The organism is Cystobacter fuscus (genome assembly GCF_002305875.1).
In the GTDB taxonomy this organism is placed as follows: domain Bacteria; phylum Myxococcota; class Myxococcia; order Myxococcales; family Myxococcaceae; genus Cystobacter; species Cystobacter fuscus_A.
In genome coordinates this window covers 7073258-7086088 of the sequence record NZ_CP022098.1, presented here as the reverse complement: position 1 = coordinate 7086088, position 12831 = coordinate 7073258, and the positions used below count along the sequence as shown (strand labels likewise).

General features: G+C 67.6%; 10 protein-coding genes. 5 read left to right on the top strand and 5 right to left on the bottom strand.

Features of this window, described 5'->3' with window-relative positions; genetic code table 11:
- Positions 1–11: 11 nt before the first annotated feature.
- Positions 12–410, bottom strand: a complete 399-nt coding sequence (locus CYFUS_RS50985) for a hypothetical protein (protein ID WP_157758711.1) — start codon at positions 408–410, stop codon at positions 12–14.
- Between the two features lie 1175 nt (positions 411–1585).
- The gene (locus tag CYFUS_RS28845) at positions 1586–2620 is read right to left on the bottom strand and encodes an aldo/keto reductase (RefSeq protein ID WP_095988149.1); all 1035 of its coding nucleotides are present in this window, start codon (positions 2618–2620) and stop codon (positions 1586–1588) included.
- Between the two features lie 307 nt (positions 2621–2927).
- Here CYFUS_RS28845 and CYFUS_RS28840 point away from each other — a divergent pair, with 307 nt between their 5' ends.
- A complete protein-coding gene (locus tag CYFUS_RS28840) occupies positions 2928–3719 on the top strand; it encodes a dienelactone hydrolase family protein (RefSeq protein ID WP_095988148.1) in 792 nt (263 codons plus the stop codon).
- Here CYFUS_RS28840 and CYFUS_RS28835 read toward each other — a convergent pair.
- Positions 3698–5164 carry an Ig-like domain-containing protein gene (locus CYFUS_RS28835; RefSeq protein ID WP_095988147.1) on the bottom strand — a complete coding sequence of 489 codons (1467 nt, stop codon included), beginning with the start codon at positions 5162–5164 and terminating at the stop codon, positions 3698–3700. The genes CYFUS_RS28840 and CYFUS_RS28835 overlap by 22 nt on opposite strands.
- 206 nt (positions 5165–5370) lie before the next feature.
- Here CYFUS_RS28835 and CYFUS_RS53075 point away from each other — a divergent pair, with 206 nt between their 5' ends.
- Genes CYFUS_RS53075 through CYFUS_RS28815 form a run of 4 tightly spaced genes read left to right on the top strand, consistent with a single transcriptional unit; the run spans position 5371 to position 8707 of the window.
- Positions 5371–6333: a uracil-DNA glycosylase gene (locus CYFUS_RS53075; RefSeq protein ID WP_232536867.1), complete on the top strand. Its 963-nt coding sequence runs from the start codon at positions 5371–5373 to the stop codon at positions 6331–6333.
- Positions 6334–6366: 33 nt separating this feature from the next.
- The gene (locus CYFUS_RS28825) at positions 6367–7374 is read left to right on the top strand and encodes an alpha/beta hydrolase (protein ID WP_095988146.1); all 1008 of its coding nucleotides are present in this window, start codon (positions 6367–6369) and stop codon (positions 7372–7374) included.
- A 39-nt stretch (positions 7375–7413) separates the two neighbouring features.
- Entirely contained in the window at positions 7414–7905 is a 492-nt protein-coding gene (locus tag CYFUS_RS28820; RefSeq protein ID WP_232536866.1) for a hypothetical protein, read from the top strand.
- Between the two features lie 25 nt (positions 7906–7930).
- Positions 7931–8707 carry an SDR family NAD(P)-dependent oxidoreductase gene (locus CYFUS_RS28815; RefSeq protein ID WP_095988145.1) on the top strand — a complete coding sequence of 259 codons (777 nt, stop codon included), beginning with the start codon at positions 7931–7933 and terminating at the stop codon, positions 8705–8707.
- A gap of 9 nt (positions 8708–8716) precedes the next feature.
- On the opposite strand, the gene CYFUS_RS28810 is transcribed toward CYFUS_RS28815, so the two are convergent.
- Both CYFUS_RS28810 and CYFUS_RS28805 read right to left on the bottom strand, forming a co-directional pair.
- Entirely contained in the window at positions 8717–10345 is a 1629-nt protein-coding gene (locus tag CYFUS_RS28810; protein ID WP_095988144.1) for a response regulator, read from the bottom strand.
- Positions 10342–12720, bottom strand: a complete 2379-nt coding sequence (locus CYFUS_RS28805; protein ID WP_198316145.1) for an ATP-binding protein — start codon at positions 12718–12720, stop codon at positions 10342–10344. The genes CYFUS_RS28810 and CYFUS_RS28805 overlap by 4 nt, the downstream gene beginning before the upstream one ends.
- Between the last annotated feature and the right edge of the window lie 111 nt (positions 12721–12831).

Sequence of the window (12831 nt, the reverse complement as noted above, 5' to 3'; positions counted from 1 at the left end):
GAATCCAGGACTCACGTGGTTGACGAGTCGGGAAACCACGTTTGGCGATCGATGGTTGCCTCGATGTCGTCCCAAACGGTATCGGGTACACGCTCAAACAATGTCGATAGCTTCTTGGCAGGTTCCACTGCTGGATCCTCAAGCACCCTCAGCACGCTTGGGTGGCGGTGAAATTCAGGGCCCACTTCAAACATCAACAGAACAAAGGCGGATAGATCGTTTGGTGCCGACAGTCCAAAACCTCGTGCGGTGTTCAGTCCGGATCTGATCATGTCGTTCAAGAGGTCTTTCGGTAAATTGTGCACTATGTAGGAGTGCTCTTCAATCACCTGAGTCGCAATGGCATACTGCAGCAGCGTTTCGCTGCCACCGGCCATTTTGCGTAGTTGCTCTCGACGGAATCGCATCATGCCATCCAGACGACTGAGTGCCGACCAGGTCCGAGAAATTACAGAAGCGGGTTGAGACCTTGGTGCTGGAAACAAAAAAATTGGCCAATTTTGTTCAATTTCCCGCAGTTCATCCTCTCAAACTACCCGCCGAGGCTGGCGTTGAGAGGTGGCAGGCGCCAGGTCTGGCATCCCTGACGGCAGCCGCTGAGGTGCGCGCGAGCTTGGAGTGCTTGGACGACCCACGTGGCCTTCGAAGCGGACACGGCGCGAGGGTCACCGCTGCTTGGTGGGAGTTGAGCGCCATGCCGCAATTGCCCACAAGCCCAAGCTCCCTGTCTCGCCCATGAGGGGCGCGTGGCCTGTGCAGGCGTGTACCTCAAGGGGCTGTGCGGCCTCTCCACCGATCGGGCTCACTGCTCGAAGGGCGGGAGAGCCACGCAACCGGATCAAGCCCGCCTTGCAAACGGCGGCTTGGACTTCGCCAGGACTGTGACGGCTCGCTCGAATGGATTCAGCAGTGGACGCCCCTTTTCATCTTGACACCTCTGTTTTTCTTTCTTAGTTTCACTTTCATGAAAAACATGAAAGTGATTGGATCTGTGAATGGGTTTGCGTGGATTTCCCTGGCCATCTCGCTCGCTTTCTCGGGGTGCAATGCACCGGATGAGGCCGAGCTGGAGACCGCAAGCCCAGGCATCTCCCAGGAGAGTGCAGCACCGGAAGAGGGTGTGGATGGCCATGTGAAGGCCCTGGCTGGAGTCTGTCGCGACGGCTACAAGACCGGCGCGTCTTGCAATTCCAACGTGGAGTGCGGCAGGTACTGTGCCTCGGGTCCCAAGGCCAATCAGAGCTGTGCCTCCGTGTCGAATTGTGGCAGTTGGTGCGCCTCGGGTTCCAAGGCCAACCAGAGCTGTAGCTTCAACTCGGAATGCCCGGGTTCCACCTGCGTGGGGACCACCTGCGTCCAAGCGACCTGCTCGTGATGAGTCCCATGTAGGGACATGCTGCCGGAACCGCCCGAAGTCCTCGTTCCATGACTTGAACCTATCCATTGAGCGCGGCAAGGGCGGACAGCAGCAGATGCGTCACGGGGGGCGGAGTCCTTGGTGTTTGAGTCGCCGCCGGCCAGCATGCTCGGAATCAGCTCGCTGGCCGCGAGGTTCGTACCGGAACAGGAACAGGTCGACGAACTCCTAAGAGTTCAGGAAGGTGTTGCTCTCGCTGAACCGCTGATGGTGCCAGAAGGGGTAGGCGGGGGGCGTGGCGCTCGCCGCGTCGAGCTTCGCCACCTGCTTCGGGGTGAGGTTCCAGCCGAGCGCGCCCAGGTTCTGGCGCAGTTGCTCCTCGTTGCGTGCGCCGATGATGACGTTGGCGACCGTCGGCCGCTGCAGCACCCAGTTGATGGCCACCTGCGGCACCGTCTTGCCGGTCTCCGCCGCCACCTCGTCGAGCGCATCCACGACCCGGTAGAGGTGCTCCTCGGGGATCTGGGGGCCGCCCGCGGCCGTCTGGGAGTTCTGGAGCCGGGTGCCCTCGGGCAGGGGCTGGCCGCGGCGGATCCTGCCCGTCAACCGGCCCCAACCCAGCGGGCTCCAGGCGACCGCGCTGACCTTCTGGTCGAGCCCCAGAGGCATCAGCTCCCACTCGTAGTCGCGCCCGACGAGCGAGTAGTACGCCTGGTGGGCCACGTAGCGCGCGAGGTTGTGGCGCTCCGATACGGCCAGCGACTTCATGAGATGCCAGCCCGGGAAGTTCGAGCAGCCGATGTAGCGGAGCTTCCCGGCGCGCACGAGATCATCGAGCGTGTTGAGTGTCTCCTCGACGGGGGTGATGGGGTCGAAGCCGTGGAGCTGGAAGAGGTCGATGTAGTCGGTGCCCAGGCGGCGCAGGCTCCCCTCGACCGCACGGATCAGGTGGTAGCGCGACGAGCCCACTTCGTTGGGACCGGGGCCCGCGCGGAGGGTGGCCTTGGTGGAGAGGATCACCCGCTCACGGCGGCCCTTGATCGCCTGGCCAAGGATCTCCTCGGCCATTCCGCCCGAGTACACGTCGGCCGAGTCGAACATGTTCAGCCCGCAGTCGAGTGAGATGTCGACGAGCTGGGTGGCCTCCTTCACGTCGCTGCTGCCAAAGCCTTTGAAGAACTCGTTGCTGCCTCCGAACGTCCCCGTGCCGAGACTGAGGACGGGAACCTTGAAGCCCGATGCGCCGAGTTGTCTGAATTCCATGGAGGAGACCTGCTTGTTGGGGGCCCGCGTTCGTGCGGAGCGGTCCCCAAGTTACCCAAGCGAACGGGGAGGATTCCAGGGCACGGCAGTAGACTCGTCGCCCTACCGGGTCTTCATTCGCTCGAATCCCTATCCAGTGGAGGAGGGAGGCGCTGCCGGGCTCCTTCATGTCTGGTCCAGGCGGCGCTCGACAGTGCCAAGGCCACGCTCGAGCGCACTGGTTCTCTTCTCATGCGTCGAAGGCTTGGCCGGCGGCTGGGTCTTGGGAATAGTGGTGGCCTCAACGCAGCTCCTGAGGAGGAGAACCATGGACGACTATTCGAACTCCGCGGGTGGCGTGGCCGCCGGGGCCGTGGTCGAGCACGACGTCGAGATCAAGACCCCTGCCGGCACGGCCGACGCCGCCTTCTTCCACCCGTCGGGCAACGGCCCGTGGCCGGGCGTGCTGCTGTGGCCGGATGCCTTCGGCCTGCGCCCCGCCATGCGCGACATGGGCCGGCGGCTGGCGGCCGAGGGTCATGCCGTTCTCGTGCCCAACCCCTTCTACCGCACCCGCAAGGCGCCGGTGTTCTCGCGGCCGATGGACTTCGCCGTCCCCGCCGACCGCGAGGAGATCATGAAGGTCGTGGGCACGCTGAACCAGGACACCGCCTTCACCGACGGCGGCGCCTTCCTGGCATGGCTGGACCAGCAGCCGCAGGTGAATGAGCGCGCCAAGATCGGGGTGCAGGGCTACTGCATGGGAGGGCCGCTGACCATCCGCACCGCCTCGCTGTCGGAGCGGGTGGGCGCGGGCGCCTCGTTCCACGGCGGCGGCCTGGTCACCCAGGCGCCTGACAGCCCCCACCTGTTGGCCCCGAAGATCAAGGCCGAGCTGCTGATCGCCGTCGCCGCCAACGACGACGCGCGCGACCCGCAGGCCAAGGTCAGGCTCAAGGAGGCGTTCGACACCGCCAAGGTGAAAAACAAGATCGAGGTCTACAACGGCGCCGAGCACGGCTGGTGCGTGAAGGACATGGCCAGCGGCATCTACAACGAGGCCGCGGCCGAGAAGGCCTGGGCCGAGGTGTTGGCGCTCTACAAGCGCGCCCTGGTCTGAGCAGGGGAGCGAGTGCTCGGGTCGTCCTGCAGTGGGCACTGCGCGTCCAGGGCGTTGTCGGAGAAGGTGTTGCCGTACTCGGCGCGGGTGAAGTCCGTGGTCACCTCGGGCGCGCGGAGGAGGCCGCAGCCGGAGGAGTGGGTGAACTCGCTCCGGGTCACGAAGGCGCCCAGCTCCTGGTGGATGGTCAATGCCGCCGGGCCGGCATGGGAGACGGAGACATGCTCGAGCTTGCTGCCTCGGGCATCGCCGAAGGTCAGACCCTTCCAGAAGCCCGGTGAGGGCGTGGATGCGTTCGCCACGAAGTGGATGGGCTGCGTGGCGGTGCCCTGGGCCACGAGACTCCCTTGTTCGTCAACCCAGATTCCCGTGTCCGGGGCCATCCGGATCTCGGTCCCCGGGACCAGGGTGAGCACCGGCCTGGCTTGGGATCCTCCCACGAGGAGGTCATTTCGCATGACATACGGCACGCCCAGGTTCGGCCACGTCTGACTGTGATTGACGGAGCCAAAGACGAAGACCGCGTTGGACTCGTTGCCCGTGAATTCACTGTCCGTGGGAATGGAGCTCACCGCATTGGTCACGCTCAAGAGCGGATATCTGCACCCATTCACCCGGAGCTTCGTGGAGCCGGGGGCGAACGTGCCATGACCGAACAGATGAACACCTCCGAGACACCGGCGCACGGTGACATTGTCGGAGAGGAGGGAGCCCGCCACGGACAAGGCGCCATCCTGCGTACGCGCAGTCACGCCTTCGATGACGGCGTGATGGAGGCGGATGGAGGAGTTTTGATACACCAGGATCCCCACCCAGGAGTCGGATTCAGAGGTGGTGTCTGGGTCATTGGAGGTGAGCAGGACGGGGCTCGCCTCGGTTCCTTCCACGGAGAGGACCCCGGGGGTTTCCGTGCCATCCTCCTCCAGTCCACCCACCCTCAGTTCCACGCCGGGCAGGAAGCGGACCACGACGCCGGCTTCCAGGGTCAGTTGGGGAGCGTTGGCGCCAGCCACCCTCAGGGAGGAGCGCACCACGTGGGGGTTGTCCGCTGCCCGCCACGTTTCCGGGGCGGTGATGAGTCCCGAATGGATGAGGCCCTGGATGTTCAGCGTGGCCTCACCGGGGAGGACGTCATCGCTGGTCGAGAAGGCCGTCGCGCGGATGGTGACCGTGCCCTTGGCGCGAGTCTCCACCCGTCCCGTCGAATCCACTCCCGCCAGTTCCCCATCGCTGCTGCTCCAGAACAGGGAGCCGACCTCCACGGGGCGTCCGTCCGGATCCGTCGCGTTCGCCGAACATTGGGTGCTTTTCATGATGTCCAAAGTGGTCGCCGCGCAGGTCACCGTGATTCGGACCTGCTGCTCCTCGCTTCTTTCCTCCTCACAAGCGGACAGAACGAGCAGGAAGCAGGCAGACAGGAGTCGTTTCGTTTCTTCGATGTTCATGGGATTGGGTCCTGATGGGGTGGGGCGAGCGTGTTCAGACTCCGCCCTGGAGTGGAGTCATGCCGGCTCCTCAAGCCGGGGGAGTCGCCGTGGCACCCGGGCGGAGACCTTGAGGGTGGCGCTGCCCCCGGCCATGGGGTAAGCGTGCGGGCACCCTACCCGGTAGGCGGTTGAATCCAGAAACCCGGAACCGTAAACCCACCCTCGTGAGCGAAGCCCCCCATCCCTCGCAGGCGTTGAGCGAAGTCCTCGAGGATCTGCGCCGTCACCTCCTCTGGCAGCAAGAGGAGGGTGGCCGGTTCCTCCAGGTGGACGCACGTGTGGCCGCGGAAGCCCGTGCCGCGGGTCTCCCCCGGCCAGCGGCCCTGGCGCGCCCCCCGGTGGTCAGCAAGCCCGCCCCCGCGCCCCAGGCGCCTCCCCCGGCGGCCCCTCCACCGCCTCCTCGCGCGGCCGTCCCTTCACCGCCACCCCGGGCGGCGGCACCCCAGGCCGAGCGCCCCCCGGCTCCGCGGACCCAGACTCCCGCGGCGCCCGCGCTGTTCGAGGTGCCCGCGCAGGCGCGGCCCTACGCGGGCTCGCTGCCGGGCGTGGTGGAGGGTGAGCGGCCCCGCCTGGATGACATCCGGCGCGAACTGGGGGACTGCCGCCGGTGCAAGCTGTGCACGGGCCGCAAGAACATCGTCTTCGGTTCGGGCAATCCCCACGCCGAACTGGTGTTCGTGGGCGAGGGTCCCGGCGAGACCGAGGATCAGCAGGGCGTGCCGTTCGTGGGCGCCGCGGGCCAGTTGCTCACGAAGATGATCGAGGCGATGGGCTACCGCCGCGACGACATCTACATCTGCAACGTGGTGAAGTGCCGGCCGCCGGGCAACCGCAACCCCGAGCCGGACGAGGTGGCGGCGTGCGAGCCGTTCCTCCGCGCGCAGCTCAAGGCCATCCAGCCCAAGGCCATCGTGGCGCTGGGCAAGTTCGCGGCGCAGACGCTGCTGCGCGACAGCACGCCCATCACCCGGCTGCGCGGCACCTGGCGTCAATACGAGGGCATCCAGCTCATGCCCACCTTCCACCCGGCCTACCTGCTGCGCCAACCGGCGGAGAAGCGCAAGGCCTGGGAGGATCTCCAACAGGTCATGAAGTTCTTCGGCAAGACATCCGGGCAGCGCGGCTGAACCCAGGATGGGCTCATCCGGGAGGGGACGCACATGAATGGAGTACTCGAGACCCAGGAGATGCACTCACCGGCGCTGGAGGGCAACCCGCTGGGAGATCCGGCGCGGCGGGCACTGACGGTGTACCTGCCACCCGGGTATGCCGCGGGCACGCGCCGCTACCCGGCGGTGTACTTCCTCAACGCCTACAGTGGCAGTGGCAGGACGTGGACGAACTTCTCGCCGTTCTCGCGGAGCGTGCCCGAGCGGCTGGACGCGCTCATCGCGGCGGGTACCCTTCCGCCCGTCATCGGCGTGTTCCCGGACGGGTGGACGTCGCTGGGCGGCAGCCAGTGGGTGAACAGCGACGCCATCGGCCGCTACCGTGACTTCCTGGCCAAGGACGTGCTGGGCTTCGTGGACCGCACGTACCGCACGCTGCCCAAGGCGCTCTCCCGCGCGGTGGTGGGCCACAGCTCGGGCGGCTATGGCGCGCTGGTGATGGGCCGCTACCACCCGGATCTCTTCTCGCACCTGAGCGCCCAGTCGCCCGACGCCTATTTCGAGTACTGCTACCTGCCGGATCTGCCCAAGACGGCCTCGGCGCTGCTCAAGGCGGGTGGGGTGGAGGCCTGGTACTCGGACTTCGTCCAGCGCTCCCGGGAGACCAAGGCGCGCGGCGATGACTTCACCATCATCAGCGCGCTGGCCATGGCCGCCGCCTACTCGCCCAAGAAGGGCGAGCCGCTCAACCTGGAGCTGCCCTTCGACACGCAGACGGGCCGGTTGCGGCCGGAGGTGTGGAACCGCTGGCTCGTGCACGATCCGGTGCGCTTCGTGCCCAAGTTCATCGATGCGTTCCGCAAGATGAAGACCGTCTTCATCGACTGCGGCACGCGCGACGAGTTCAACCTGCGCTGGGGCGTGCGGATGGTCGCCGAGGACTTCAAGAACGGTGGTGTCGAGGTGACCCACGAGGAGTTCGAGGACGGCCACACGGGCGTCAACTACCGCTTCGAGCGCTCGCTGGCGGTGATCGGCCAGCGGCTGGTGCTCGACTAGCGGCGCGCTCAATCCATCTCGGCACAGGCGGGAGGTACGATGATGTTTGGTTCGGTGTTGATGGCGGTGCTCATGGCCGGGGAGCCGGCGGAGCTCACGAAGCACGAGGTGAAGACGCTCACGCTGCAACTGCCCTCCGACTGGAACCAGTCCGAGGCGGATGGCACCCAGCGCTTCGCCGACCCGTCGGGGGATGCCTACGTGCTGGTGGACGTGGGTGCCGTGCAGACCGCGGGCATGAAGCCGCAGGTGTGCCTGGAGAAGATCCTCACGGCCATGGGCGGGAGCGAGGGCTGGAAGCCGCTCAAGCTGGGCAAGGCCCCGGCGGCGCGGCGCGTGGACTCGGACACCACCCCGGATGGGGCGGAGTCGGTGCGCACGGTGACGTACGTGGGGTGCGACGGGAAGACCACCTGGTCGCTCGTCTTCCACATGGACAGGAAGGAGCGGGAGCACTTCGATCCGCTCGTGGAGAAGATCGCGGGCAGCGTCGCTTACGCCAAGGCCGCGCCCACGAAGAAGGGCAAGTAGGCCTCACGCGGGAGCGGGGCAGCGCATGGACACGGAGCTTCAGGGCAAGGGCGTCCTCGTCACCGGGGGCGCGGGTGGAATCGGCGGCGCGGTGGTGCGCGCCTTCGCGGAGGAGCAGGCGAAGGTGGCGGTGCACTACCACCAGAGCGCGGACAAGGCGGAGGCCCTGGCGCGGGAGCTCGGAGGCGTGGCGCTCCGGGCGGATCTCACCTCGGAAGCCGACGTGGACGCGCTGGTGCCCGCGGCGGTGAAGGCCCTGGGCCGGCTGGACGTGCTGGTGGCCAACGCGGGCGTGTGGCCCCCCGCGGACGAGCCCGTGTGGAAGATGTCGCTCTCGCGCTGGCGCCGCACCCTGGCGGAGAACCTGGACAGTGTCTTCCTGAGCTGCCGCGCCTTCCTGCGCCACGTGGAGACGACGGGCTCGGGCAACATCATCCTCATCGCCTCCACGGCGGGCCTCTTCGGCGAGGCGGGCCACTCGGACTACGCGGCCGCCAAGGGCGCGCTGGCCAGTGGCTTCCTCAAGAGCCTGAAGAACGAGCTCACGCGCATCGCTCCGCTCGGCCGGGTGAACACCGTGTGCCCCGGGTGGACGGGGGTGGAGCGCCACCAGGACAAGCTCACCGACCCGGTGTTCATCAACCGCGTGACGCGCACCATGCCCCTGCGCAAGCTGGGCCGTCCGGAGGACGTGGCCCGGATGGTGGTGACGCTCGCGTCCGATCGCATCTCCGGCCATGTCACCGGAGAGGTCATCACCGTGGCCGGCGGCATGGAAGGCCGCGTCCTGCACGAGTCCTGAGGCCGTCGCTCAGGCCTGGGTCCGCAGCGGCAGGCGGACCTTGAAGGTGGAGCCCTCGCCCGGCTTGCTCGTCACCTCGATGGTCCCCGCGTGGGCGTTGACGATCTGCCGGGTGATGTAGAGGCCCAGCCCCACCCCGCCGAAGTGCCGCGCCGGCGCCGCCCGCTCGAAGCGGTCGAAGATGCGCCGCTGGTCCTCCTCCCGGATGCCCATGCCGTGGTCCCGCACCACCAGCACGGCGCTCTCGCCCTCCCGGCGGACGATGAGTTCCACGGGCTTGCCCTCTCCATATTTGAGGGCGTTGGTCAGCAGGTTCACCACCACCTGCTCCAGGCGGAACCGGTCCCAGTTGCCCTCCACGGGAGTGGGCGCCTCCAGCGACACCGTGCCACCCGAGGCCTCCACCTGGGGGGACAGCCGCTCGATGCACTCGCGGGCCAGCTGAGTCAGCTCGACCCGGCTCCGCTCCAGCATCATCCGCCCCGTGCTGAGCCGGGACACGTCCAGCAGGGAGTCCACCAGCCGGGAGAGCCGCTCGCACTGCTTGTGCATGGCCAACGTGCGCTGCTGCAGGCTGTCCCGGTCGGGTGCCCTCCCGCCCTGCGCCAGCGCGCGCTCCACCATCTGCTGTTGCAGCAACAAGGTGGTGAGCGGCGTCTTCAGCTCATGGGAGGCCACGGAGAGGAACTCATCCCGGAGCAGCACCGCGTCCTCGGCGCGCTCCCGGGCCACGTTGGCACGGGCCAGCAGTGCATCCCGTTCCCGGCTGGCCCAGGCCCGCTCCACCGAGTAGGCAATGGAGCGCGTCAACAGGTTGCCGTCCAGCCTGTCCTTCTCCAGGTAGTCCTGGGCTCCGGCGCGCACCATCACCCGCCCCAGTGTGGAGCCCTCGTGGCCGGTCAGCACGACGATGGGGGTGGTGGGCAGCTGCTCCACCATCTGCTCCAGCGAGTTCAGCCCCTGGCAGTCCGGCAGGCCCAGGTCCAGCAGCACCACGTCCACGCGCTGGGCCGCGGCGAACTCCAGCGCCTCGCGCAGCGTGCCGCGGACGCTCAGTGTCCAGGCCGGGTGCGGCTCCAGGTACTCGCGCACCAGGTCGGCGTCCCCCGGGTTGTCCTCCACCAGCAGCACCTGGAGCGGGGTCTCCATGGGCGTGGCGGGCAGCTTCGGCAGCGGAGACGGTGTGCTCGGCTCTCCCGTGCAAAGCTCGGGCGGGGGCAGGCGCACCACCGTGAACCAGAACTCTCCCACGATGCGGACGATCTCGAAGAAGTCCGTGAAGCGCACGGGCTTCACCACGTAGCAGTTGGCGCCCAGCCCGTAGGTCTTCAGCACGTCCATCTCCGTGTTGGAGGAGCTGAGCACCACCACGGGGATGTGCTTGAGCGTGGGCGTGCTGCGGATGGTGCGCAGCACCTCCCGCCCGTTGCGACGGGGCAGGTTCAGGTCCAGCAGCACGAGGTGCGGGTGGACGGCCTTCTCATAGGGAGGCAGCCGCAGCAGATAGGACTCCGCCTTCTCCCCGTCATCCACCACCTCCAGGTTGACCAGCAGCTTGCTCTCGGCCAGCGCCTCCCGGGTGAGGTCCGCGTCGGCCGGGTTGTCCTCGACGAGCAGCACCTCGATGGGGAGCATCATGCCAGGGCCCTCGGACCGCCGGCCGGGCGGGGCTTCTGGCGGAGCGTGAAGTGGATGGACGTGCCCTGGCCCGGTACCGAGGTGGCCCAGATGCGCCCGCCGTGGCGCTCCACGATGCGCTTGCAGATGGCCAGCCCCATGCCCGTGCCGGGGTACTGTTCCCGGCTGTGCAGCCGCTGGAACAGCCCGAAGATGCGCTCCAGGTACTGCGGCTCGATGCCAATTCCGTTGTCCTGCACCTCGAACTCCCACCCGTCCGGGCACTCGCGGGCCAGCACGGTGATGCGGGGCGGGGCCGCGCTCCGGAATTTGATGGCGTTCTCGATGAGGTTCTGCAGCAACACCTCCAGTTGGCTGGGGAGGCTCTCCACGGTGGGCAGCGCGCCGTGGAGGAGCTGGGCCTCCGACTCCTCGATGGCCTGGTGCAGCGTGACCTGGACGCGCTGGAGCACCTGCTCCACGGAGCTCTCCACCGGCTGTTGATCGCCCCGGCCCGCGCGCGAGTAGGCCAGCAGATCATCCACGAGGTCGCGCAGCCGCAGCGCGCCCTCGATGATGTAGCCCAGGTACTTGTGGCCGCGCTCGTCCAGCCGATCGCCATACCGGCGCTCCAGCAGCTCGCCGTAGCTGGCCACCATGCGGATGGGCTCGCGCAGATCATGCGAGGTGACGTAGGCGAACTGCTCCAGGTCCGCGTTGGAGCGCGCCAGCTCCGCGTTGAGCTCCGCGAGGCGGTTGGAGCGCTCCTGCACGAGCCCCTCGGCCTCCTTGAGCCGCTGCACGTCCGCGCACGCGCCGATGAACCCCAGGAAGGACTCCCCGGCGAAGCGGGGCACGGCCTGCTCCAGCATCCAGTGGTAGTCCCCCGTGTGGTGGCGCAACCGGTACTCCACCTCGAAGGGCTGGCGGGCCCGGGTGGCCTCTTGCAGGGCCGCGAGGCGCCGGAGCCGATCCTCGGGGTGGACATCCTCGAGCCAGCCCTCCCCGAGCTGCTCCGCGAGCGGGCGGCGGGTGAAGTCGAGCCATGGGCGGTTGAGGTAGGTGCAGCCCGTGTCTTGAGCCCACATCCAGAGCAGCACGGGGGCGGTGTCCGCCAGGCGCTGGAAGCGGTGCTCGCTCTCGGAGAGCACCTGCTCCTGCTGCTTGCGCTGGGTGATGTCCAGCACCACGCCGCTCAGGCCGACGCATCGTTCCTTCTGCCTCCGGGGCGTGGCCCGGAAGGCGAGCCAGCGCACACTCCCATCCGGCTGGGGCACCCGGAACTCGGCCTCATAGGAGCCGTCCCCGCGCAGCGCTCGCTCCAGCTCCTCGCTCACCCGGGGCCGATCCTCGGGGTGGATGCGGCACAGGAAGTCCTCGCGGTTCCAGTCGCTGCGCGTCTCCGGCAGGCCGAAGAGCAGATCATGGTTCACCGAGCGGGTCATGTGGTCGCCGATCGCATCCCACTCCCAGGTCGCGGCGCGGGCCGCCCGCAGGGTCGCTTGGAGCCACTGCTGGTTGCTCCGGGCCAGCTCCGCGTTGCGGCGCCGATCCTCGGTGATGACCGCCAGGAGCAGGCTGGTGAGGGGCGCCGTGCCCAGGTACAGCTGGAGGGAGAGGTTGGGCTCGCTCATGATCATGAACACGCCGCGTCCGCTCAGGGTCCCCACGATCGCCACCGTGCCCACCAGGAGGTTGCCGAGCACGGTGCCGAAGGGGCCGAAGCGCAGGGCAATCCAGAGCAGCATGGGGAAGGTGAGGTAGGGCAGGTCGAGCCAGTGGCCTTCGAAGGGTGTCAGGAAGACCCGCCAGCCCATGACCCCGAGCAGGGCCAGGAACACCAGGAGCAGGAGCCACTCTCCGGTGGTCTTCCGGGGGAGACCCGTGCGGCTCAGGATGAGCACCACGGGAGTCAGGATCCAGACGCTGAGCTGATCCGCCAACCACCATGTCCTGGCCACCCACCACGGAGAGACTCCCGGAGGGCCTACCCACCAGAAGGAGAGGGCGGCCAGGGTGGCGCCCACGGCCGTGGTGCCCAGGCTCACCATTCCCAGGAAGAGGATGTCCTTGAACCGATGCAGGGAGGGGCTGAAGTCCACCCCCGTGGAGAGCAGGACCGCCGCCAGGTACATCTCCAGCCCGTGGGCGAGGGCCAGACAGAGCGCCAGGGGCGGGTCGAGGCCAGCGAGCAGGTTCGCTCCCAGGGCGCCCAGGACGATGAAGATCCACAGCCACCGTCCGCGGAGCAGCAGCACCCCCAGCGACAGCCCGGCCACGGGCCACATCACGGTGATTCCGTCCTCGACCAGGGTGAGGACGCTCAGCCGGGCGATGGCCATGTAGAGCAGGGTAAAGCCCACCGCCTCCGCCACCTTGCCTCGAGGCAGCTTCATCGGCCGTGTTCCCTGTGTCACGGCGGTGCGAATGGAAGGGCCCTCCCCAGGAACCGCGACGACACGCGCGAGTGGTGCCGCTACGTTGACCATCCCCTGGCCAGGGAGCTA

Excerpts from the sequence above, each read along its gene's own strand:
- CYFUS_RS28835 (WP_095988147.1), bottom strand. The coding sequence starts at position 5,164 with ATGAACATCGAAGAAACGAAACGACTCCTGTCTGCCTGCTTCCTGCTC.
- CYFUS_RS28815 (WP_095988145.1), top strand. The coding sequence starts at position 7,931 with ATGGACACGGAGCTTCAGGGCAAGGGCGTCCTCGTCACCGGGGGCGCG.
- CYFUS_RS28805 (WP_198316145.1), bottom strand. The coding sequence starts at position 12,720 with ATGAAGCTGCCTCGAGGCAAGGTGGCGGAGGCGGTGGGCTTTACCCTG.
- CYFUS_RS50985 (WP_157758711.1), bottom strand. The coding sequence starts at position 410 with ATGATGCGATTCCGTCGAGAGCAACTACGCAAAATGGCCGGTGGCAGC.
- CYFUS_RS28810 (WP_095988144.1), bottom strand. The coding sequence starts at position 10,345 with ATGATGCTCCCCATCGAGGTGCTGCTCGTCGAGGACAACCCGGCCGAC.
- CYFUS_RS28845 (WP_095988149.1), bottom strand. The coding sequence starts at position 2,620 with ATGGAATTCAGACAACTCGGCGCATCGGGCTTCAAGGTTCCCGTCCTC.
- CYFUS_RS28825 (WP_095988146.1), top strand. The coding sequence starts at position 6,367 with ATGAATGGAGTACTCGAGACCCAGGAGATGCACTCACCGGCGCTGGAG.
- CYFUS_RS28840 (WP_095988148.1), top strand. The coding sequence starts at position 2,928 with ATGGACGACTATTCGAACTCCGCGGGTGGCGTGGCCGCCGGGGCCGTG.
- CYFUS_RS28820 (WP_232536866.1), top strand. The coding sequence starts at position 7,414 with ATGATGTTTGGTTCGGTGTTGATGGCGGTGCTCATGGCCGGGGAGCCG.